The sequence below is a fragment of the Mesosutterella porci genome (assembly GCF_022134585.1).
Lineage (GTDB): Bacteria > Pseudomonadota > Gammaproteobacteria > Burkholderiales > Burkholderiaceae_F > Mesosutterella > Mesosutterella porci.
This window is the reverse complement of sequence record NZ_JAKNCT010000006.1, coordinates 148,025-170,354: the sequence shown is the minus strand read 5'-3', so window position 1 is coordinate 170,354 and position 22,330 is coordinate 148,025. Positions and strand designations below refer to the sequence as shown.

Below are 22,330 nucleotides of genomic sequence, written 5' to 3'. Positions count from 1 at the left end.
CTCCGGGGAAGGCATCACTCCCCGGCTCTCCGAAATCACGCAGAAGCAGCTGCAGATATTTGACCGCGTGGGTGTGCCAAGGCCATCAATCTGACCTACACAGTATAAATTTTGCGGATTTCACGTTATTAGTTCCGCAAATATACTCAAATGGTGCTTTAATCTATTTTGGCTTTAGTGGAAATAAAGTAGATTCAACTTATACCATTTCTGGAATAGCCGGACTTGCTTTTCTTATAGTTCTATTTGTTGCAGCTTTTTGCCATTTTCAAAAAAAATGAGTTGCTCTTAACTGGCCTTGTATAGAAATCAATTCAACTCAACTGATCAATTGAATTATTATGAATAATTCAATTTGACGCGCCCGTCAATTTGATGAATTCAATAGAGATGAACTGAAAAACAATTTGCAAAGGAACAGGTTCAGGGCTGAACCTGTTTTAACAGGGTGGATACCTCTTTAGAAGTATTTATGGTGTTGTATGGTTTTCAGGATGGCTCTGCGTTACCGTTCTTGCGCAAACATATGAATAAACACGTATATTTATCCGTATTTACCAATGAGTGGGAATGACGGAAAAATCCTACATTTATAGCTAGGTAAGAGGAGGCTTTCGAGGCTAAATCGCTGATTTTTAGAAAGCTTCCTCTATTTTTTTACCCCAAGATCCCACAACGAGAGAGACTGGGAAAGAAGCCCAAACAACCAATTTTTAGTGGCATCAAGCGTGGAATAAAATCTTGTCATGGGATTGAGCTGAAATGGTGTCATGGAACTGAAGTCCCTGGTCATGGCACCATGCCATGATGAGGGAGTTCACATGCTGACTGATAACAAGCTGAAAAGCTTGAAGCGAAAGAAAAGCCCTACCGGGTTTCAGATCGAGTCGGCCTCTATGTCTACGTGTCGAAGACCGGCGCACGGTCGTTTCGATACAACTATCTGTTCGCGGGACGCCAGGAGACGGTGACTCTCGGGCTCTACCCGGTCGTGACTCACGCTCAAGCGAGAGAGAAGCTTCTGGATGCCAAGCGCTGTCTGCAGGAGGGCAAGTCTCCGGCTCGTGAGAAGAAGGCGGCCGCTCTCCGAAAGAAGGCTGAGCACTCCATTGCTGACGAGATCAATGAGTGGATGGATGCTGCACCCATGGCGGAATCCACCAGGAAGGCCCGCAGGTATGTCGTGAATCGCGTCATCCTTCCGGTCCTCGCGGCGCTGCACATCTCCAAGCTGACGGATCAAGACATCCGCAGGGCGATTGGCCCGTTCATTGAGAGCGCACCCGCCACAGCTCTCACCGCCAGAGACATTTTACGGCGAAGCTCCGAACCTGCACAGCATTGCCTAGCCCAGAGGGAATCCCACTCCGAGGCTTTGCTTTACGGCATCAGATGAGATGCCCCGGGGTTCCAGGGCCCTGCTCATAGGGAGATCGTTTCTGCTTGATGATGGCATCAGCTTGTTCTTCGAGCTGCGTCGTCAGCCAGAGATTTGCGCCGGAGCCTTCTTGGTAGTCAGCTTCTGCAATCATCTGAACCCGTCCATCCTTCCGAAGCCGATCTACCTGCCGAAAAGCTTTCATATCGCCCTTTGGATAAACGGCGAGTGTCGAGCCGCGCTTTTGATTGATGACGGAAAAAGCTGGGACGTCGCTTGGACCGTCAGCAACGTAGATCATGTTGCAGAACTGGACGCGGCGCTTTTCCAAGGGAATTTTAGAGTTGACGTCGATATTGGCTCCTTCAATAATGCCGACACCTTTGTTGATTTCAAAAAGAGCCCGTGTCTTCGTGGTGTTGTCCAAGCTGTAAGCGACTTCGGCTAGCCGGGTTTTCCCGTCAGCGCCTTTGCTGTCGATCAGTTCTGCGCCCCAAATTTTCTTGACGAAGCAGGCAATCTCGGAGCCTTCGATCATGCGCTTGAAGCCTGTGCTGACGATGTAGTTTTCAAAGCGGATGCCGAATTCTTTGTAGCGTTCTTTGTCGTTGTAGCTGCATACCTTCTTGAAAAGATCTAGAGTGCCTTCATAAAACTGCAACTGTTTGCCGAGTTCTTTAAGGAGAGCGTTGTTGAGCCCATCAAAGGGCTGCCCAGGCTGGCTCATGCGAATGAATTTGTTGAGGTAATAAGTGTCGTGATTGATGGTAAGACCTTGTTTTTCATAATTTTTTATTTCTGCATTGTTTTCAGACCAAAACTGTTTCCCGTCAAATTTAAAACGTTCAAATATCGGGGCCTGCATGTAGCCAGGGATCAAGGTCTTGTCAAAATCCCAGACTGTGGCAATGACATCGCTCATGTCGTTTCTCCGTAGTGTTGCTTGTTCATATTCATGACGCTGATCGCCAAGAACCTGATGCCAAAAACTGACGAAACGATCGCCAGCGGGATCTCAACAAAAGACACCTAAAAGTGGCAACAATGTTCCCCATGCTTTTAGCCTCTAATTTCAACACAGGATCAGTTTACCAATAAATACTGGAATAGCTCAGGCTTCAGGCTCCTCCTCCTTCTTCTTTGTTTCGGCCCAAAAAACTCTCAATATCCGAAGCTCTGTATCGAAGCGTCCTGGACGTGACTCTCACCGGCTGTGGAAAGCCCGGCAGATCCTTTGTCCAGTTGTACAGCGTGTTGCGGCAGACGCCCAAAATGAGACAGACCTGCTGCGGAGAGAACATGCGCTCGAAGGTGATGCCCTGGGCGACATACACATCGTTTCTTTTATAGAGGACTTTCATCGTGTGACTCCAGCTGTTCAATGACATGCTACACGGCCGCACGGGAGCCCGGCAGATCGTTTGCGGCGATCAGCCTCAGAGCATCTCCCGCGCCCGTCGTCTCGCAGAGGCTCGCGAGGAGCCTCAGCCCTTCCGCGGCTTGCCGGGGGATCTCTCGCGGAGCTGCCCCTGATTGCATCGCGTCCTCGAGATACCATAGGGCCTTTTGGCAATCCTCGAGCTCGCGGCCTTTGTAGTGCGCTCGCGCGAGGTACTTCACTACATTCCCGAGATCGAAGCCAAGCCACCGGCAGATGACGATCGGCTCGATCGGGTAGCAGGCGTAATGATCGGGATGATTCACGTTGCTCATGGCAAGGCTTTGGCAGCAGTTTCTGAGGCGGCTTGCTCAACGACCGGTGCCGGAGCGCTTCCAGTCTCTTCAAATGCCGCATCGATCCAGCCCTGCTCGGTCACCGGTTAGCCGCGCTCAGAGCGCTCGTCAATCTCTGTCGCCCTGGCGGCCTCGATGCTGACCGGCAGGTATTTGAACAATCTCCTGATCACTGTTTTCTTCGCCATCGCGTCTCAGTCGGTCACCCGCGGGCCGCTACGACCGGCCTTTGAGCGAGCGCGAACGGCCTCGATCTCGGCGCGGCTCATGACCTCGAACTGAACGCCACCATCCTTGAGCTTCGCAACTGCATAGACGTGCGTGACAGGACCGGGGTCTGCTTCGCTGGACGGCACGTGTTCGATGTCCGGGTAGAGCCCCAGCTTGTAGCTGAACTCGTCTTTCTCATGAACAACATATGCGTAGAGCGAGATGATCTGCCCGGATCGACGAGCCAGGTCGATCATGCCGCGGTAGCCGATGATCAACTGGCAGGTGCGTCCGTAGGGCAGCAGATAGCAGTGCCCGAGGGCGCCGCCCGACTCGAGGCCGAGTGAGGTGCACTGGAGGATTGCGCCGAACAGCGATTTTTGGTCGCAGTTGAGCAGTGCGGGCGTCTTGCGAAACTCAGTCAGAAAGATGCGGGTGAGGCGCTCTGCCGTGAGCGTCTTCGGTAGGGCCAGCTGCATCTGTGCCTTGAACTTCGGCGAGACGAGCATGTCGACCACAGGGTTTTTTGAGTGCATGACCTTTGTGACGCTCGCGGCAGGCACTTTGGCGCCGAGGGATTCCTTGACTTGCTCCAGTGTTGATGTCATTTTTCTTTCCTTTTAAAAAATTCTGAAAACTTGGGATGTGCTTGTCTTTGTGAACTTTGTTGCGATCCTGAAAGTCGTGTAATGCCCGCATAAAATCGCCAGATATCAGTCTGGGGAACCGTCGAAATAATTGAAATCTCGCCGGTTTTTTCTTGACTTATTTAGTGTTTCTATAATACAATATGAACACATTATAGGAGATCGCCATGCCGCGTCCTTTTACGGGAAAAATCCACATCGGCACCCGCCGCATTACCCGCCCCAATGGGGACGTCTACGTTTACGAACGCCAGACGCAGTACGATCCACAAACCCGCAAGACCAGGACGATTAAAACAACTTTGCTGGGAATTCTTGATCCAGAAACGGGGAAAATCAGGTCGACAAGGAAAAAATCGATTAAAAAGGCCTCGTCTAAGACTTCAAGGCAGTGCACCGGCACGACGGATCTTCTGGAGTGGGTCTCGCGGCAGACCGGAATTTCCGATCAGCTGCGGATGAGTTTCGGAGAGCCCGCCGCTCAAAAAATTGACACGGTCGCGCGCTACCTGGTCGCCACCGACGGAGCTCCGATGCCCCGCATCGAGTCCTGGCAGATCAACCACCCGACTCCTTATGCTCCCGGGTTGAGCGAAGACGTTTACGGAAAACTCTTCCACGACGTGGGAGTCCATGAGGACGGTCAGCAGAAGTATTTCTCGCAGCGGGCGGCATGCCTCAGCACCAACCCCTGCATTGCCTTCGACTCGACCACGATTTCGACCTACAGCCACAACCAGACCAAAGCAAGACAAGGCTTCAACAAAGACCGGGACGGACTCAACACCATCAAGCTGCTGACTCTGTACTCGACGTCGGACAGGCAGCCGATCGCTTTTGCAAAACAGCCCGGTAACATTCCCGATGTCATTTCGATCCAAAACACCCTCAGGCAGATCAACTGCCTTCCGCTGGCCAGGCCCGTCGTAGTGACGGACAACGGCTTCTGCAGCCAGAGCAATATGGCCGAATTCGCCCGCAGCAACATGAAGTTCCTGACGCTCATCCGCTCAAGTGTCTCCTGGGTGCGAGAAGAAATCGACGCCGCCCGGGAAGAGGTGGGCAGACTTGAAGCCGTGTGCTCCTTCGATCAAAAGGTGAGCGGCGTCACCCGCCGCCGCATGCACCGGCTTTCTGTGGTCCGGCAGCGCACACGCGGCGGCTTTGCCGCCGGTGAAACGGAAGAGTTTGAGCGCCGTCTGTATGTTCATGTCTTCTACAATCGGGACAACATCGGCAGGGACGAACAGAATTTAATTGATGATCTGCTCGAACTTAAGCGCACGGTTGAGGCGGGAGACCCTTTGAGCGAAGCAGGCAGGAGAAAAGCCGAAAAATTTCTCATCTGCAGCCGTGTCGGCCGGGGAGGCGCGCTCAAGGTCTCGTTTAACGAAGACGCCTTCAGGCAGGCCAGGAAGTACTTCGGCTTCTTCGTGCTCGTTTCGAACGAGGTCAAAAATGCCGACGAAGCTCTGAGAATGTACCGGGAGAGGGAGAAAATCGAGGAGATGTTTGATGTGCAGAAGAACTCGCTTGACGGCAGGCGACCTCGCGTGTGGTTCCCGGACAGCCTCAAAGGCAGGCTCTTCTGCCAGTTCGTAGCGCTCGGCTATCACTGCTTCCTGACGAAGGCCATTGATGCCGCGAAGGAAAAACTCGGCAGAGAAGCCGCATCAAAGACACAGTCGCAACTCGAGCTGGAGCGCAGCCTCAAGCGCTGGCTTGAGGCGCACTCCCTGGTTCAAATTCTGGAGTGGTTTGATTGTGTTGAAACGACGACCGTCCAGACACCCAGAGGCGCTCAGCGCTGGAGCACGGAATCCATTCGGCGGGACGAGCTGCTGCTTGAAATGCTGGGAATCACTCACTGAGTTTTCGTGGTTTCTTTAGACGACTTTCAGGATTCCTTGAAGAACCAACTTTCCGCTCGCAACTGCATCAAGGGCAGGATTATTTCCATGAAGGAAGGCCCGGTTTCCACCGAAGTCACCCTCGAGACCGAGGCCGGTGAGAAAATCGTTTCCTCCATCACCACGACTTCCGCCAAGAACCTTGGCCTGAAGGAAGGCAAGACCGCTTACGCCGTCATCAAGGCTTCCTCCGTGATGGTCGCCGTCGACTAACGGCTGAACCTTTTTGAAGCCTGTCAGAAAGCATCCAGCCCCGCCGCTTTCGGGAGAAGGCGGCGGGGTTTCGCGTACATGCATGCCGCTAGATCACTCAATCCTTCTTCCTGAGGGAGGAAAGGATGGAGGTGGCGGACCGGGTGAGCGTTGTAGAGTTTTCAGGATCCGAATCAGACAATTTCGCCTCATCTTCCCTCACCGAAGTCAGGGCGCCGATGTCCAGCGGCAGAGAGTTCTTGGAAACCATTTTGGCCAGAAAGGAGTTCACTGCGGCGTCGAGCGTCAGGCCGAATTGAGACAGTAAGGCTTCAGCTTTTTCCTTGAGGTCTTTGTCAATGTTGACGGTGAAGGGAAGTTTTTCGGCCATGTCTCATTCCTCAAAAGTGCCTTTTACAACGACTTTGCCTCCGCGCATCATGACGCGGCCCTTGGACACCACTTCCTGCAGCTCCCAGGAGTCATTGAAGAGGCAGGCGTTGGCGCAGGCGCCTTCTTCAATCCTACCTTGATCCTTGAGGCTCAGGGCGTCCGCGACATTGGTCGTATTGAAAATGAGGGCCTTTTCTACCGGCACGCTGTGGTTGGCGATCAGATCGCGGATCGTGTCGAGCAGTCCGCCGACGCCGCCCGTGGTGAGCCCCACCATTTCACCTTTGTCGTTGAAGCGCGGCATTGAGCCATGGCCGTCAGTCGACATGGTGATATGCGTGGGATCGACTCCCGAGTCAATGGCTTCGAGGATGTCATTGGCCGTGCTGCCATTGCAGGAGAAACCGGCCGTGTAGTCGACATAGCCGCCTTTTTTCGCGAACTTGAGCGAGCTCTCATAGATGTCGCGCTTTCTCGAGCAGTGGGTGGGGCGGATGTGCTGGATCGGGAAGCCACCCTCCTGGAATTTGATGAACATTTCAAAGATGCCGGGAATGTCGCCCATGTGGACGTGAAGCACGCCGCCCTTGCCGGTGATCATGCCGGTGAGGCGAATGTCGGAGAGCAGGTGCAGCACTTCATCGGGCCGCGGGAAAGAGGAGCGGTGGTCGCCCAGCGCGATCTTGACGCCCAGGCATTCCGGCACGAGGAACATGTCCTTCGCGACGCTCTGGGACATGGAGGTGCCGGGGAAGCGGTAGTTGCTCGTGTACATCCAGGCGCTCACTCCTTCGATGGCGAGCGCGCGGACCTTGGCGAGCAGATTTTCGATGGAGCGCGAGATGAAGTCCGTGCCGCACACGCCGACAATCGAGGTCGTACCCACGGCGATCAGCTCCGAGAGGTTGAGCTCGGGGCAGCGGGAGACAAAGCCGCCTTCACCGCCTCCGCCGTTCACGTGGATATGCTGATCGAAGAAGCCAGGAGTGAGGATCTTTCCGGAAGCGTCGATCTCTTCAAGGTTCGGCAGCGACACGGACAGATCCCGGCCAACTGCAAGGATCCGGCCCCCGGCCATCAGCACATCGGCCGTTCCGAGATCAGCCGGGGCATAAACATGAGCATTGCGGATAATGAGCGCCATAAAGAATCTCCAGTGAACAACAAATGCGGTCTTGTGAATTCTAACGGGATGAAGCAAAACTGATCATTCGGCCATGCCTTAAACTAACTCCTAATTTCACCGCTATCAATTGTTCCGAAACCATGTCATCCTTGAACGGAAGTCTTACCCCGAACTCCCAGGCCATTCTTGCCTTAACGGCGGCGTTCCCCGATGACCGAGATTCCCCCTCGGAGGCGGAGCCGCTTTCGGCGGAAGAGTACGGGCTGCTCGCTGGCAGACTTCAGGTCATGGAGGCAAGCCCTGCCGATTTCCTCGGCCGCCGGGCCGCGCAGCTCTTCAGGGACAGCTCGGATTTGTTTTCCGAGGAGCGACTGAAGGCTCTTTCAATGCGTGCGTCCAGGGTTGAAGCGGCGCTGCGGGTCTGGAGCAGCAAAGGCATTTGGGTGCTTACGCGCTCTGACAAAGCCTACCCCAGGCTGCTGAAGGTTCACCTGAAAGAGGATGCGCCGCCCGTGATCTGGGGAGGCGGCAGCATCGACATCGTCCGGGGCGGCGGTTTTGCGGTGGCGGGAAAAGCCTCTAAGGATCCTTCCGGGGAAAAGCAGGGACTTAAGCATGGGGAGCTTGCTGCCTGCTCGGACATCACCGTGATCTCAACCGGAAAGGTCGGAGCCGAAGCGGCTGCCATGAGAAGCGCCCTGAAGAACAGGGGACTCGCCTGCCAGGTGCCGGCGAAAGCTCTCGACAATTACGACTCGAACCCGTCTTGGAAAAAGCTGCTCGATTCGGGGCGGCTTGCCATCGTCTCTCCCTATCCGCCGGAGACACCGGATGAAGATATATCAGAGCAGGACATCGAGCGGACGGCTATGGCTTTGGGGGACTGCGCGCTGCTTGTCAACGCCGACAGTGAAGAGGACAGCGCCTGGCTTGCCGCCGAAGAGCTCCTCGGCAAGTACGAAGGCATGCGCCTTTTTTACTGGGATTCCCAGGCTCCAAATCCGGCGCTGGCTGAATTAATCGACATGGATATGCAGCCTATTCCCGAATTCCGCGGTGTGGTTGACTTTCACAACTTCGTCCAGGGCCCGCCGCCGGCCCCGGCTGCGCCGGCAGCACACAAGCCCGGCCAATACGAGGAAGTGCCTCCGGAACCTGGCGCGCAGGCTCCCGGCGCGAACCCTCCGGCGGAAATCACCGACCCTGTTCTCCTTTTGAAACTGGATGCGCTCCGGCGGGAGGTCGCAGAGCTTGCCGCGACGGAAGGCATGACGGGAGGTGCGGTTTTAAAAACCGTTATCTCTGAACTCATTGCCGAAGGCCGTATAGACCCGGTCATAGGAGTGATCATCGAGAAAGTCGGATACTCCCAGCCCCGGTAAGCGGCCGGATCGAACGGGCGGTTAGAACAGGCCTCTTTTCCCAGCCGCGGCGGGCGTTCATTCGGCGGGCTTTTCCGCCACGACTCCGAACAGCGGCGTTTCACCGTAGAGCAGCTTTTCTTTATCCGACCACAGCCGATCGATCAGGCCGGGCAGCGCGCGAACACGGGTGAACCCGAGGCGCGGCAGCGTTTCGAGATCCCAGGCCGGCCGGACTTTGGAGGAAAGAGGAAGAGAGCTAAGGTCAAGTGAGAGGGTCATCGCCCCCCCGTCAAAGGTGCTTCCGTACTGCCTGATGCAGGCTTCTTCCCTCGCCTTGCACCGCGCAGCGAGGCCCGGATCGAAAAGCGGAAGATTCCAGTTGGCGTCGAAGACAAGAAGCCTTCCGCCGGGTTTCAGAAATTCCAGGCATTTTCTGTATACCGATTCGGGCCTGGGCAGGGTCCAGGTCACATTGCGGCTTACGATGACATCAAAAGCCGAGTTCGGAAAGGAAGCCGTTTCTATATCCGTCTGGATAAACGTCGCAGGGCGCTTCAGTCTGCTGGAAAGCTGCCTGGCCTTTTCGAGCATCCCGGCAGAACAGTCAATCGCTGTGACCTCGAGCCCCAGTTCGCACAGAAGGAAGGAAAAGAACCCCGGGCCGCAACCAAAGTCCAGAGCCGTACGGGCGGATTTCGGCAGAAGTTCACACAAAAGCCTCTTCCAGACAAGGCTCTGCCAGCCTTCCAGCTCAGCACGAACCACTTTCTCGTAGTTGCTGGAGTCTTCCGTCCAGTAGCGGGCCATCAATGACTGATCCATTCTCTGCAGCTCCGCGCTGATCCCAGCGCACCTGTGATATTCTCCCCAGTCGTTTTTGAACATCGAGGAGAGCAATTCTGATGTTAATTCGCAAGGCATCGGTTAAGGACGCTGCCATTATCGCCGATACGGAATCGGCCTGCTTTCTGCCTTCGGAGGCTGCAAGCAGGCAGGAATTCGAAGAAAGGCTCAGGCACTACGCAGACCACTTCTGGCTGCTGTTTGAAAACAGCGTCCTGGTGAGTTTCGTCGACGGCATGGTAACAGACACCCCGGACCTTGAGGACCGAATGTACCACGACGCTAGCCTGCACAATCCCAATGGCGCCTGGCAGATGATTTTCGGAGTTGCGACCCGGCCTGAATACCGTAGGCGCGGCTACGCCGGCACGCTGATCCGCCGCTGCATTGAGGAAGCGAAGAAAGAGGGACGGAAGGGCGTTGTTCTCACGTGCCGTGATTTCCGTGTGCCGTATTACGCCAAGTTCGGCTTCAAGGACGAAGGAGTGTCGGAGTCGACCCACGGCGGCTTCAAATGGCATCAGATGCGAGTGACTTTCTAAAAACAAACAAAAGAAAACCCCGCATCTGCGAAAGACGCGGGGCGTCGGCCAAAGCGCGGAATCTATGTCATTTGATTTCGGCTTTCTTCACCAGGTCCGCAATATGGCGGCTGGCCTTCTGGCCTTCCAGCGCAGTGCGGATTTCGGGCCTGGCCTTTTCAAGGCTGGGGAAGGGCTTTGCCTTTCGGGTGCCTTTGTTCTGAATCACCTCGAAGCCCGCCGGGCCCGTTACGACAAGGGTCTGGCTCCCCTTTATCTGGCCCAGCTTTTCGAGCATCTGGGCCGGAAGGCTGCCTGAATTGATCCATCCCATGTCGCCGCCGTTTCTCGAGACGGTGGGATCAAGGGAAACCGAACGGGCCACCTTGGCGAAAGCCTCGCCCTTGCTGATGCGCTCGGCCGCCTTGTTCGCATCGTTCTGGGTCTTGACAGCGATGTGGTTGAGCCGGTACTCCGTTGAGCCGTACTGGGACTTCTGCCGGTCGTAGGCCGCCTTAATTTCTTCGTTTGTGACAGGATTTTTCTTCAGGTAGGAAGCGATGTAAGCGTCAGACAGAATCTGTTCCCTGGCGCTTTCAAGCGCTGCTGTGACCTGAGGCTGTTTATCGACCCCGGTCTTTTTAGCTTCGGAGCTGAGAACACGCCGGGCGATGAGATTGCGCCTGACCGCATCCTCAAGCTGAGAACTGCGCTTCTGTCCATGAGCAACCGCATTTTTAATCAGCTGTTCCTGTTCGGCTGCCGTAACGCGGACGCCGTTCACAGTGAAATCCTTGACCGCGGCGCTGGCGGTTCCGCAGGCAGTCGCAACAGCGATGATCGCTGGCACAAGCAGGTTGAAATTCATCAGAGACCCTTTACAAATCAAAGTAGCTCGAAGGAGTGAGGATTCTAACTCTTTGAAGACTGAAATAAGCGCCGGTGTTGTGTCCAAAAACAAAACTGTCCCCGGAAGTTCTGGCACTTTCCGGGGACTGCACCGGTCATCGGCTTTTCGCTGACTTTATTTAAAGCCAGGCGTTACTTCACGACAGCCTTGTCAGCGATGCTCTTAATGTACTCATTGGCCTTCAAGCGGGCGGCCGAGCGCATGTACTGATTCTTCACCTTGTCAAATTCCGGGAAATGGGCAGGGCGGGTCGCAACAACCTGGAACACATCAAAGCCGCCGGGGATCGCGATCGGGGCGCTCACAGTCTGGCCGGCCTTGACCGAAGCGATCTGGCTACCGACGGAAGGAAACACGGTCACTGGAGAATGCCAGCCGATGTCGCCGCCGCGGGCCTTGGAGCCCTGATCCAGGGTGACTTCGGAAGCCACCTTGTCAAAAGCCTCGCCGGTTTTGACGCGGTCAAGAGCTTTCTGAGCTTCGGCCTGGGTGCGCGTCGTGAAATGGCGAAGGTGGTACTCCGTCGGACCGTAGGCGGCCTTGTCGTGGTCGTAGATTTTTCGAGCATCAGCCTCTGACGGCGGATTCGCCTGGAGATACTTCGAGATAAAAGCGTCCGTAATGATATTGGTGCGGGCGTTGTTGATGGCAGCCTGAACCTGCTGCTCCTTGTCCACTCCGGATTTAATCGCAGCCTGCTGCAGAGCGATCTGCGTAACAAGATCACGCTTTACAGTATCCTCGAGCTTCGCATCACGTTTTGCCCCCTGCTGTACGAGCCGCTGGAGGATGGCTTCCTGCTGAGCGGCCTTCACCGCAACGCCATTGACCGTAAAATCCTTGACAGCAGCCTGAGCAGAAGCTGCGGCTAAAACAGCAGCAACCGCAACGGCAAAAGTCTTCACTTTCATTGTTCGTCCTTAAAGAGCCGCACGCAGGCGGTCAGAACCAAAAGATTCAGTGGATTGTAAGCCGTTGAAACTTGAAAAGGGAAGAGCCGGGTGCCGTTAAAACTGTCACCAATTGTCATACTGGTCCTCCGACTTCTGTGAGTTAAAAAAGACTTTATGCTTATTTTATTAAAATTAAATATAAATAATATGTTGTACGATTTATTTAAACTACTACTTCCACTTGAAATTCTTTTCCGTACGCCCAAAACTTAATCGCGAATCCACGACTTCGAAAACGCAAAGAAAAGCGGAGGGTTCATTTTATTTATTTTTAATTCGCAATTTTAATTTTGCATTTTCATCGAAATCTTTTTTCCTGAACGAACAAGGTGAATAAAACAAGAAAACATGGCCGGACTATATCGAACTTAGTACAGCCTCGGGATCAATCCGAATCTCATCAAATAAAAAAAACAATGCCGACAGATTACTCGTGCTTTGCACGAGTAATTTTGACAAAAAAAATCGCATCTGCATTCATCAGCTTCCTGAGATCACGAAGAAACAATTCCATTTAAGCAAATCTAAATCCTCAATTGGAATTTGAATATATCATCAGCATCGAAATAAAGGGTTTCAAAAACTCCGGCAGCGAATAGTTCATCACTCACAGGCTTTAAAAGCACCGGGGCGGGAAGAGGCGCTCACCTGCCGCGAAATTCAACATAACTAATCTTATGTTGACCAATAGGTAGGTACATTCCGAGAATAATTTCTCAAAGAACACTTATTTTCGGGCTTCTTTTGAGAATTACGAGACTTTCCATCAGGCATAATCATAGTTGTATAAATTCTTGCAACCAGACTTGCCCTGTCTAACTTCGAGTTCTATGACTTCTGACATGTACCGTCGTCGTTCAGAACAAGAACACCAAATCCAATGTCAAACGTACGAGACCTTAACCCCTCAAACGACAAGGCATTGACCCCGGTTGTTTTAGGCGTTAGGCCTTGTTCTCTCCTAGAAAAAATGATGATCCTCAGGCGGGGCTGGACGACCGCGTGGTCGAAATTGTTAAGTGCGTCGCATTTCTCAACCTGCACGAACGAATCTAGGGCATGAAGCGGATCTGTTTTGTTCATCCCCAAAGCGGAGACGATTACCTTGAAGTTCTCGGCGAGAGCGAGACCATAGGAAAAGCGCCATTCGATGACGGAACTTATCGAAGGATCCTTGAAGATCTCAAGGCGCACTACCCCGGGTTTGGCGACAATGGCCAGGCTGTTATCGATGAGAACTGGGCTTTCAACGCGATGAAGATCCTGATGGAAGCCCGGACTGGAAGTCAGGCAGGCTCTTGACAAGAGCGCGGCAGATCAGCTCCGGCAAATGGCCTCCCCATTCCCGTCAATCTATTCTGCCGCCCAGCGCGTTTCAGTCAGGGGCTTCAGCCGCCTATTCATGCTGCTCATGCACGATCGCCTCCGGCTCGACCTCCAGAGCGCTAGGCCAAACACGAATCCCCTCGAATAGCCGGTCCCGTAATCCACCTTTCTTAGCCCAATTCCAGACTTCGGATTTCAGGGCGGCATTAGATTTGATTTTTTCTCCCGCACGCTGCGAAACAATTGAAAGCTGCAATTCTCGCGCTCGGGATTTGGCAGAGACAAACCCGGCTTCCTGGACTCCGGGACTCGCTTCTTAAGAGAGGCTAAGAGAGGCGACGAAATCGGCACAAATAAGTAAAAATGCAAAGATAACTCTAAAAAGTGTTATCTTTTGTTAAATCGTGTTATTTTAAATAACCGCCTAAACGCGACTGCACTGTTTTTCCCGTAGCTCTCCGAGCTGCAGCCGGTTGTGTTGTTGTGCTTTCTAAATCAGTCAATCCACAAATCCGTTATGCAGACACCTCTATTCAAGTTTCAACCCCTGACCCAGGCTGTAATCTGCGCCGCACTATCTTTGTCCGCGATCCAGCCGGCCCTTGGCCTCCAGAATATATATTCCACGGGAGACTCATATGACTGGGCTTCTCAGATCCACGAGGTCACAGTCCAGGGAGATGATATCGCGATCGGGGAGGCCAACGCCTGGAACAATGGTCTGTTTCACATAGGAACGGGCACCACTCAGTCCGTCTCTATTGCTAAACTGGGGCTTTCTAACAGCCGCGCTGACATCACGGGCTCTGTCATATCGATCAACCAAATCACGGGCAGCTGGGGCTCCTCTCTCGACGCGCGGGCCGGCACCTCGATGACGCTGGGCAGCAGCGCAGACTCAAAAGGCCAGCCGCTTATCGCCGGAGGCGCCGGCTCAAGCATCACTCTCGCCTCCGGCGGCAGCCTCGTCTCCTATATCGAGTTCAGCGCCCAGAACGGAAACTCAAAGGAGAAGCCCGCCAGCCTTACGCTCAAGACTCAGGATGACATCGTCCAGACTCTGGGAGCGCAAACTACCAGGAAAGGCTTCTCCGCCATTGAGCACTCCTCCTTCGAAGCCGTTTCGGAAAATGGCAGCATTGTCACGAACCTCGGCATTCTCGCCAGCAACGACGCCACAGTGAAGCTCTTCGCCCGCAACGGAAAGGTAGAGCTCACGAGCGGCAGCATCGATCTGGTCGAAAACACCTACGGACAGAGCTCTTCGGTTACGGTCGAAGCCCGGTCTCTCAATATCTATCAAGGCTCCGTCCAAGTCAGCGCCCCGCTGGGTCCGGACTGGTCTCAGGCCAAACCGGATAAAAAAACGAAGTTCACCTTCGAGGGCGGCAGCCTCAGCGCGAAGTCGATCTCCGGCATCGGTGCCACGATTGCCATCAATGCCGCCGATTCCGTGACACTGACCGGACTGACCGGAGACAAAGCGACGGTTTATGCCCTGGACACCGACCTCACGCTCGGTGGTGGCTCCGCGCAAATCAACATTAATGGAGGCATCGCCGTCCACGCCGCCACGGACGCCACTTCGTCCGTCAAGATTAAGGGGGCATCAATCGATATCGACCCCACTGCCGGGTCGAACGCACTCTCTGTTGAGGTTCACGGTTCAGGCAGCACTCTTGAAATCGGAGGGCAGGATTCCCTTGTGAATATCACAGGACGCGTTTTTGCTGATTCTGGCACCGTTGTCATCGACGGCAGCTCCGTCACTTCCGGGCACGGCTCGACAGGCACCTCGTATCCCCCTGAGGCCGTGCGCACCGCACAGGGCGGCCATGTGGCGATCGGACACGACACGACCGGGACGGTGGAACTCACCGGACGGCTCCTCACTTCTGACGGTCAGTCTTCGCTCGAAGTCAACGGTCTGGACATCAAAGTCAACAGGACAAGCCTCCAGAGTCCCTACGACGAAGCCACCCTGGCGACCACGGGGACCGACACTTTAAGGCTGGGCAACCTGCCTTCCAAAACTGAAACTCAGTCGCTGCAAGTTAAAGGCGTAGCAGCTGCCAACGGTGGTTCCATCGAACTGTACGGAGACAAGATCACGGTGGACGGCGGAACCGAGCGGACGATGCGTGAGTACTCGAGGATCAGCCTTTTATCGCCGGATGGAAAAATAACGGCCGGAGACAGCCGGACATCTTCCGTCACGCTTAACGGCTCGGTCATCGGCTCGGCTGGCACGGTCGATGTCTACGGCGAGTCGATCCACATCCTCGCCGGCCAAAAAAACGAGATCGCGCTGATAGCGGGCGGCGGAAACAAGCCTTTCGCCGGTGACATCACAGTTGGAACAGCCGAGGACACCCGATTGATTCAGATCGAAGGCAAGATCGTCTCCGCGAGCCGTCCCGTGACGCTTCGCTCCGGCGGATCCCTCAGCATCAGTTCCGACACCGACTATGCGGTAGAAAGCCTCTCAGGAGCCGCCTACATCGGAACCGATGAAACGGGCAGCGTGACAATCGACCAAGCGGTCATCGCCCGGGGCGCAGTCCTGGACATACGAGGCGGAAACATTTCGCTTTCTACGGAAAAACAACAGTGGGCTGCTCACGCGGGCGGCGCCGCGGTGAGCTTGGGATCTGACGCGACCGAATCACTTAAGGTGACGGGAGGCCTTCTGGCCGACGGCAGCACGCTGAACGCTCTGGGCCGGGCGATTCACATCGAGACCGTTTCGGGCGAAACCGCGGGCCAGACCAACGGCTCGAGTCTCACGATCGGAGATCAAAAGACTCAGAGCGCGACCGTTTCGGGAAGCCTCCAGACCTACGGCGGCTATCTCCAAGTTCAGGGCAGCACCCTAGAGCTGAACGCCAACGGAGCGCATCAGGCCCTTCTCGCACGCGGCGGCGCCATTGATGCGGGCACCGATGGCGCAGGCAGCAGTCTCAGCATCGTCGGCAACGTGCTCGCTCTGGGCGCCCCCATCCATCTGGGATCAGCGCAGCGCGACCTCGCCTCGGTCTCGGGTGAGCTTGACGCGAACGGCGGCGCCATTTCGGTGCAGGGCCGTCGCATTGTCCTCTCGGACCACGGCGAGGCCTATGCGGCGCACTCGAACGGTTCGGTCATTGACGTCGGGACCGACGGGTCTGATCAGATCGCGGCCACAGGCACAGTACTCGCGGAAAATGGCGACATTCACGTCGGTTCGAAACAGACAGCCTCCGTCTCACTGACGGGACAGGCCCATGCCCTTGGCTCTGACATTACGATCACTGCGGCCAGCGTGTTCCTCGCGGGCTCGGGCGAAGAACCCGCAGGGCTGGCTGAAAACGGCGGCCTTCTCAGCCTCGGCGGTGAGAAAGCCGGTCTGGTTTCGATTTCAGGAACAGCCGCCGCCCGGAAGGGCGGGGGCGTGGAAATCGGCGGGGAAAGCTCCGGCGCCAATGTGAGTGGCAACCTTGAAGCCGAATCGGGCGGCGTCATCCGGGCCCGCTTCAACACCGCTGGCTCTCTTCTTTCCGGCTCCGTCCTCTCTCAGGGCGAAGGTTCCGAAGTGACGGCCCAGTTCCACGGCGGCCGGTTCTCGGGCGAAGTGCTCGCACAGGATTCCGGGGCGGTAAACCTGGAGTTTACCGGAGCGGGCGCTCAGCTCGAGGGCTCGATCGAGGCGCACAGAAATGGCACCGTGCAGGCCTCCTTTGCCGAGGACGCTGGTTTTTCCGGCAGAGCGTTCACCACGAACAGCAACACCGCCACGAACCTGTCCTTCATCACCGGCAGCTACTGGAACGTAACGGCAGACAGCAACGTGACCTCGCTCACCGTGGATGGCACCGCCGCCATCAGCCTCAGGGGTGCAGCCTCCAGCCTTACAGTCGACCAGACCCTGAGGGGTTCCGGCGCCCTTTTCGATCTGGACCTCGACGCCTCCAACAAGAACAACCGCTCGCCCTCGGCCCGGAGCGACTACCTGTACTTCAGCGGAAGCGCCGAAGGCAGCCAGAAAATCGACTTCGACGCATCGAGCTTCAGGGATCTCTCCGAGGGTGACAAGCTTTATTTCGCCACGGCGGCCGACAGCGGCCTGAGCTTCACCTCGGCCCGAAACCTGACCAACCTGTCCTTTGAAGGCGCTCTGTACGACTACAGCTACGCCATCGACCGGGAAAGCTCCGCCCAAGGCAACGACTGGTTCTTCAGGATGACCGGCCGCAGGGACAACGGCAGCGCCGAAATCCTCTCCGAATACGGCATGCCCGGATACCTGCTCGGCACCGAAATGGACCGGCTCAACAAGCGCGAAGGAGAAGCAGTTCACGCTCCGGGCTCTCAGGCCGGACTGTGGGTTCGGACCCGCTACGGACAGGCTGCGGTCTCGCATGTCCAAAACAAATACGCGCTGCTTCAGCTCGGGGCCGATGTGAACCGCGTCACTGAAAGCGGCCGTGTTACGCTGGGCTTTGCGTTCGACTACACGGACGACAGTCTCACCTTCAGGCGCGGCGACGGCGACGCCTATCGCTACGGAGTATCTTTCTACGATACGTGGCGGAACACTTCCGGATGGTATGCCGACGCGGTGCTGCGGGCCGGCGTGATCTCCAACCGGCTGCAGGGTGCCAGTTCCGGCGGCCAGGCCCTGAACACGCGCTTCCACAATTCCTACGGCAGCGCAAGCCTTGAGGTAGGGCGGAAGGCTGAACTGAAAGGCGGCTTCTTCATTGAGCCGCAGGCCCAGTTCCAGATCTCCGTCATTGACGGAGCCTCCTTCACAACCAGCAGCGGCGTGCGCGGCGATGAAGGCAGCGTGGTAAGCGCCGCGGGGCGCGCAGGATTCCGCGCGGGCCGCAGCCTAGGCACAGGCGCACTCTACTTGAAGGGCGATGTGCTGCATGAATTCGCGGGCGACCGTGCCATGCGCGCGACCAGCCTGGACGGTCGGGAAACTATCCGGCGCTCCTCTGACGGCAGTACCACCTGGTACGATGCAGGCTTGGGCGCGAACGTGAACCTCGGCCGGCGCACCTTCCTCTGGGCGGATGCCGAAGGAGTATTTGGCGGCGGCTACGGTAGCGCCTGGCAGGTAAACGCAGGCGTGCGCTGGAAGTTCTAGCGCAGTCCCGGGACCGGAGTCAGGCGCCTCGCACTCTGAAACGCCCTCCGGTCCCGTGCAGCCTTTTCCCCGTTCGCAGCAGAAAAAGAGAAAAAAGGGCAACAATCGTCCTTTCGGGCAGAGGAAGGTCGCTCAAAAGCCCATCAACTCATTCCTGAACGGCAAAGCTTTCCTCAACTCTGCGGCCAAGCCCCCGCAGACAAACGGGAACCGGACCGCTCTTGAGGATAAAAGCCGATGAAATACATCAATCTGGGTCAGACCGGCATCCGGGTGAGCTGCTTCTGCGCAGAGTGCATGAGCTGCGGCTGTCCGAGCTCCGAGTTCCATCTCCGGAGTTGGACCAGCCTCAGACCGAAAAAAATGGCCAAATGCGCGCTCGGTCTCGACGTGAATTTCTTGGATACCGCCCGCATTTTTTCAAGCGACACCAGCGAGTCCTTTCCGGGCCGGAGCCTGAAATCCTCGGGGTCAGCAGCCACGACATGGTGATCTCCTCCAAGGTCTACTTCAATCCCGGCTTCCTGTCGAAAGAGACGCACACCGCGAAATCAACCTAACGCTCAAGCGCCTCAGCACCGAGTGCCTGGATCTCTACCAGATCCACCGCTTCGACTGCCTCCGCCCGATCGAAAAGGCGATGGTAGCGCTCGACACGCTCGTAAAGTCCGGAAAGATTCGGGCGATCATCGATTCGGCCATGTGCGGCTGCCGGTTCCACAACATGCAGATCTGCACCAAGCAGCATGGCTAGACCAGTTTCTCAACTGTTCAGAACCACTTCAGCCTGCTCTACCGCGAAGACGACAGGGAGCTGATCCCGATAGGGCAGCAGGAAGTCGTGAGCCGCATTCCCTGCCCGCCAGCTCGAGGGCGGGCACCTTATATCCAACCCAGCTGGGAAAGCGACACCTGGAGAAGCCCTACTGCCCCCACGAGATCGTGGGCGCATTACAAAAGAACAGTAGCTGCAGGAAGCGAAGCGCTACGACATCGCCTGAACGGCATCCGGGCGCTCTTTGCGCCCGGAGCCCAGCTGTTGACTCGGCGGTTCGCGCCGGAGGCAGACTTCAGCTGTCCAGCCCCTTGGCGTGAAGCCAATCCTGGATCAGTCCGGCAATCAGCCTGTTGTTTGTTCGGCCGTCAGGACGCGGGGCTGGCGCGGATGCCGATTCCGGCAGGAGGACAACCCGGGTGCCCCTGCCGTAGCGGTTCCAGGCCGAGGTGAACTACCTTGACGGGAAATTCATATGAAAAAGGAACAGCCAGAAATTGCCCGGCAGGCCGGCTCTTTTGCCTAAAAATCCAGCGAGTCCATTCCCCGGAAGGGACCGCTCGGCCCGGAGAGGCGGAGCAAGGGCGTCTCAGCCCTGCGCGGCCATCCGGTTCAGGGCGATCGTAAGCAGCGCGCTCGCTCCGGTGGAAATCGCCTTGTCGTTGAAGTCAAAGCACTGGCTGTGCAGCGCGGCGCCGTGCGCAGAGTCTTCGTCCTTCATGCCGAGCCTGAAAAGGCAGCCGGGCTTCGCCGCGAGCATGAACGCAAAGTCCTCTCCGCCAGCGTTGCGCTGCCAGGGCTGCACATTTTCCTCGCCCAGCGAGCCCTGCAGCAGCGCCTTCGCCTCCCTCACCCGCTCGGGGTTGTTGTACATGGCCGGATAAAGCCTGGTGTATTTCACCTCGGCCTTCATCTCGTAGGCGGCGGCAATGCCCGCGGCGATGGTCTTCATGCGCGTCTCGATGATGTCCTGCACATCCGGCTTGTAGCAGCGGCAGGTTCCGCGAAGCACCGCGGTCTGCGGAATAACGCTCGTGGCCTCGGGCGTGCCCGAGAGGATGCTGCAGACCGACACCACGGCCGTGTCGTCCGGGTTCACATTGCGCGAAACAATGCTCTGGAAGGCGAGCACGGCTTCGGAGGCCGCCACGATCGGGTCGCGGGCGAGATGAGGCCGGGAACCGTGCCCGCCCCTGCCCTCGAACGTGATTTCAAAGACGTCGGCGTTGGCGGTGGCGTAGCCCTCGATGAGCGCGACCTTGCCCAGCTCGACTCGCGGCTCGGAATGCAGGGCGTAGAACTCCTCAATGCCAAAGCGGTCGACAAGACCGTCCTCGAGCATCCGGCGCCCGCCGGCAAAGCCTTCCTCGCCAGGCTGGAAAATGGCGGCAAGCGTTCCCTTGAAATCCCTGTGGCGGCACAGCCAGCGCACCGCGGCCAGCAGCGTGGCCACATGGCCGTCGTGCCCGCAGGCGTGCATACGCTTTCTCAGGCCGCTCGCCCAGGGCTTGCCGGTCATCTCGTCGAGCCCCAGCCCGTCATAGTCAGCCCTGAGACCGATCGTTCGACCCGGGCAGTTTCCACGCACGAGCGCCACGATGCCCGTCACATCCGGGCCGCCGACATGGGTTGCAATCTCGTCCACGCCGAAAGCCTTCAGCGCTTCGACAATTTTCTCCGCCGTATGCGGCAGATTCAGACCCACTTCCGGCTCACGGTGGATCTGATGGCGGATTTCCGCACAGACGCGGGCGTCTTCCTGAAGCTCCGCGGGTTTAACCAGTATGGACATGCTTAGTCTCCTCCTTTTGCAGAATACTGGGATTCTAATCATGCGGCCCGGCGCCGAAGACGCCAGACGGAGGTGCGCGCGGGAAACAGCGCTCTTTCTTTCTCACGCGGGCCGGGCCTCCGCTCACGAACCGAAGGCCCGGGGGCTACAATGCCCGGGGCTCCTGTCAGGAATTCAATTCATGGACAACAGAGAAAATCCAGCGGAAACGCGCCCGGGGACGGTGACGCTCGGCGAAGACGCCTACCAGCTCCTGCGGGTCTACTGCCCGTTTTGCGGAAAACCGGAACGTGAGGGATGCGAACACCGCCTTTTTGCAACTGAGCTCGATTCGATCGAGCGGATCCGCCCAGAGTTCTCGCGCTTCATCAGCGCACAGTACGGACTGGCCGCGGACGAGCAGGTCGATGAATCGGCGCTGCTGCCGCGCAGGCTCTGGGGCCGGTTTCGAAACGTCGCGGAACTCGCGGCCGATGCAGCGGGACAGCTCGACCGGAAGATTCCCGAAGGGCCGGGAACCCTCACGCTGAGGATTGCGAACCGGAGGCGCCATGACAGGCGCGAGGTTTGCTTTGCCTCGCCTCTGGCGCTGGCCGCGTTAAGGCGCTTAAATGGCGGTAACCAGGGGAAGGATGAAGCCTAGCGGAGCAGTCCTGGCAGCAGCCCGGGCTCGCCCAGGGCTTCAAACAGGCGGCTGTAATCGGCAAAAGTGCCCCAGCTGCTTCCCCACTCGATTTTCATGAGCTCTTCCTGCGGCACGCCGCATTTTGCAGAAAGCTCCTGAAGGGTCAGGCCCAGGCTCGTGCGCTTCTGCGCAACCCTTTGCCCGCACAGCCTCATCAACTGGTCCACCGGAGAGCGGCCGCGCTCCTTGAGGCCTTCGGGGCTCAGAAATCCGCTGCAGGTGGCAAACCCGTCGATTCTCCAGACAGCCTTCAGGTAAAAGCTGAGCGGTGCGTCCGTGTCCCCGCGCTCCACTTTTTCCAGAGCTGCCTTTGAAATTCCGGCTTTCAGGGACATCCTTGCAAAAGTAAGGTGCATCGACTGCCTGTTGCTGCGGATCCGCAGCCCCAGTATTTGAGCGGTCCTGTTGATTTGCAAAGGCGACTCCCCTTGTGCAGACGC

Annotated in this window: 18 protein-coding genes and 3 pseudogenes; 9 read left to right on the top strand and 12 right to left on the bottom strand. The window is 56.8% G+C overall.

What is annotated here, in order from left to right:
• Positions 1-859: 859 nt before the first annotated feature.
• Positions 860-1,396, top strand: a pseudogene (locus tag MAF45_RS06285) (Arm DNA-binding domain-containing protein); the annotation flags it as partial.
• On the opposite strand, the gene MAF45_RS06280 reads toward MAF45_RS06285, so the two are convergent.
• From MAF45_RS06280 to recT, 4 genes and pseudogenes are all read right to left on the bottom strand, one after another.
• Entirely contained in the window at positions 1,389-2,300 is a 912-nt protein-coding gene (locus MAF45_RS06280) for an HAD family hydrolase (RefSeq protein ID WP_237978705.1), read from the bottom strand. The pseudogene MAF45_RS06285 and the gene MAF45_RS06280 overlap by 8 nt on opposite strands.
• A gap of 196 nt (positions 2,301-2,496) precedes the next feature.
• Entirely contained in the window at positions 2,497-2,739 is a 243-nt protein-coding gene (locus MAF45_RS06275; RefSeq protein ID WP_237978704.1) for a helix-turn-helix transcriptional regulator, read from the bottom strand.
• 28 nt (positions 2,740-2,767) lie between these two features.
• Positions 2,768-3,091 (bottom strand): DUF3310 domain-containing protein, encoded by a 324-nt coding sequence (locus tag MAF45_RS06270; protein WP_237978703.1) that lies wholly within the window; start codon positions 3,089-3,091, stop codon positions 2,768-2,770.
• 107 nt (positions 3,092-3,198) lie between these two features.
• Positions 3,199-3,930: pseudogene (gene recT, locus MAF45_RS06265) on the bottom strand (recombination protein RecT).
• Positions 3,931-4,136: 206 nt separating this feature from the next.
• On the opposite strand from recT, the gene MAF45_RS06260 reads away from it, so the two are divergent.
• The gene (locus MAF45_RS06260; protein ID WP_237978702.1) at positions 4,137-5,840 is read left to right on the top strand and encodes an IS1634 family transposase; all 1,704 of its coding nucleotides are present in this window, start codon (positions 4,137-4,139) and stop codon (positions 5,838-5,840) included.
• Between the two features lie 36 nt (positions 5,841-5,876).
• Positions 5,877-6,092: a TOBE domain-containing protein gene (locus tag MAF45_RS06255; RefSeq protein WP_237978701.1), complete on the top strand. Its 216-nt coding sequence runs from the start codon at positions 5,877-5,879 to the stop codon at positions 6,090-6,092.
• Positions 6,093-6,189: 97 nt separating this feature from the next.
• Here MAF45_RS06255 and MAF45_RS06250 read toward each other — a convergent pair whose 3' ends face one another.
• Both MAF45_RS06250 and iadA read right to left on the bottom strand, forming a co-directional pair.
• Positions 6,190-6,462 (bottom strand): type II toxin-antitoxin system RelB/DinJ family antitoxin, encoded by a 273-nt coding sequence (locus MAF45_RS06250; protein ID WP_237978700.1) that lies wholly within the window; start codon positions 6,460-6,462, stop codon positions 6,190-6,192.
• A gap of 3 nt (positions 6,463-6,465) precedes the next feature.
• On the bottom strand, positions 6,466-7,608 hold the full coding sequence (gene iadA / locus MAF45_RS06245; RefSeq protein ID WP_237978699.1) for a beta-aspartyl-peptidase: 1,143 nt from the start codon (positions 7,606-7,608) through the stop codon (positions 6,466-6,468).
• Positions 7,609-7,730: 122 nt separating this feature from the next.
• On the opposite strand from iadA, the gene MAF45_RS06240 reads away from it, so the two are divergent.
• The gene (locus MAF45_RS06240) at positions 7,731-8,972 is read left to right on the top strand and encodes a DNA-processing protein DprA (RefSeq protein WP_237978698.1); all 1,242 of its coding nucleotides are present in this window, start codon (positions 7,731-7,733) and stop codon (positions 8,970-8,972) included.
• A 57-nt stretch (positions 8,973-9,029) separates the two neighbouring features.
• Here MAF45_RS06240 and MAF45_RS06235 read toward each other — a convergent pair whose 3' ends face one another.
• Positions 9,030-9,776 (bottom strand): class I SAM-dependent methyltransferase, encoded by a 747-nt coding sequence (locus MAF45_RS06235; protein ID WP_237978697.1) that lies wholly within the window; start codon positions 9,774-9,776, stop codon positions 9,030-9,032.
• Between the two features lie 80 nt (positions 9,777-9,856).
• Between MAF45_RS06235 and MAF45_RS06230 the strand changes: the two genes are divergently transcribed.
• Positions 9,857-10,339 (top strand): GNAT family N-acetyltransferase, encoded by a 483-nt coding sequence (locus MAF45_RS06230; RefSeq protein ID WP_237978696.1) that lies wholly within the window; start codon positions 9,857-9,859, stop codon positions 10,337-10,339.
• Positions 10,340-10,406: 67 nt separating this feature from the next.
• Here the strand turns inward: MAF45_RS06230 and MAF45_RS06225 are convergent, their stop codons facing one another.
• Both MAF45_RS06225 and MAF45_RS06220 read right to left on the bottom strand, forming a co-directional pair.
• A complete protein-coding gene (locus MAF45_RS06225) occupies positions 10,407-11,186 on the bottom strand; it encodes a peptidylprolyl isomerase (RefSeq protein WP_237978695.1) in 780 nt (259 codons plus the stop codon).
• A gap of 173 nt (positions 11,187-11,359) precedes the next feature.
• Positions 11,360-12,139, bottom strand: coding sequence for a peptidyl-prolyl cis-trans isomerase (locus MAF45_RS06220; RefSeq protein ID WP_237978694.1), 780 nt, complete (start codon positions 12,137-12,139; stop codon positions 11,360-11,362).
• 1,101 nt (positions 12,140-13,240) lie between these two features.
• On the opposite strand from MAF45_RS06220, the gene MAF45_RS06215 reads away from it, so the two are divergent.
• Both MAF45_RS06215 and MAF45_RS06210 read left to right on the top strand, forming a co-directional pair.
• Entirely contained in the window at positions 13,241-13,483 is a 243-nt protein-coding gene (locus MAF45_RS06215) for a hypothetical protein (RefSeq protein ID WP_237978693.1), read from the top strand.
• Positions 13,484-14,024: 541 nt separating this feature from the next.
• Complete coding sequence (locus MAF45_RS06210) at positions 14,025-18,638, top strand: autotransporter outer membrane beta-barrel domain-containing protein (RefSeq protein WP_237978692.1); 4,614 nt, start codon at positions 14,025-14,027, stop codon at positions 18,636-18,638.
• A gap of 257 nt (positions 18,639-18,895) precedes the next feature.
• On the opposite strand, the gene MAF45_RS06205 is transcribed toward MAF45_RS06210, so the two are convergent.
• Positions 18,896-19,120, bottom strand: a complete 225-nt coding sequence (locus tag MAF45_RS06205; RefSeq protein WP_237978691.1) for a hypothetical protein — start codon at positions 19,118-19,120, stop codon at positions 18,896-18,898.
• 65 nt (positions 19,121-19,185) lie between these two features.
• Between MAF45_RS06205 and MAF45_RS11300 the strand changes: the two are divergent.
• Positions 19,186-19,392 (top strand): annotated as a pseudogene (locus tag MAF45_RS11300) (aldo/keto reductase); the annotation flags it as partial.
• Positions 19,393-20,002: 610 nt separating this feature from the next.
• On the opposite strand, the gene MAF45_RS06200 reads toward MAF45_RS11300, so the two are convergent.
• Positions 20,003-21,205 (bottom strand): M20 metallopeptidase family protein, encoded by a 1,203-nt coding sequence (locus tag MAF45_RS06200; RefSeq protein WP_237978690.1) that lies wholly within the window; start codon positions 21,203-21,205, stop codon positions 20,003-20,005.
• Positions 21,206-21,386: 181 nt separating this feature from the next.
• On the opposite strand from MAF45_RS06200, the gene MAF45_RS06195 reads away from it, so the two are divergent.
• Positions 21,387-21,848: a hypothetical protein gene (locus MAF45_RS06195; protein WP_237978689.1), complete on the top strand. Its 462-nt coding sequence runs from the start codon at positions 21,387-21,389 to the stop codon at positions 21,846-21,848.
• Here MAF45_RS06195 and MAF45_RS06190 read toward each other — a convergent pair.
• The gene (locus MAF45_RS06190) at positions 21,845-22,306 is read right to left on the bottom strand and encodes a helix-turn-helix domain-containing protein (protein ID WP_237978688.1); all 462 of its coding nucleotides are present in this window, start codon (positions 22,304-22,306) and stop codon (positions 21,845-21,847) included. The genes MAF45_RS06195 and MAF45_RS06190 overlap by 4 nt on opposite strands.
• Between the last annotated feature and the right edge of the window lie 24 nt (positions 22,307-22,330).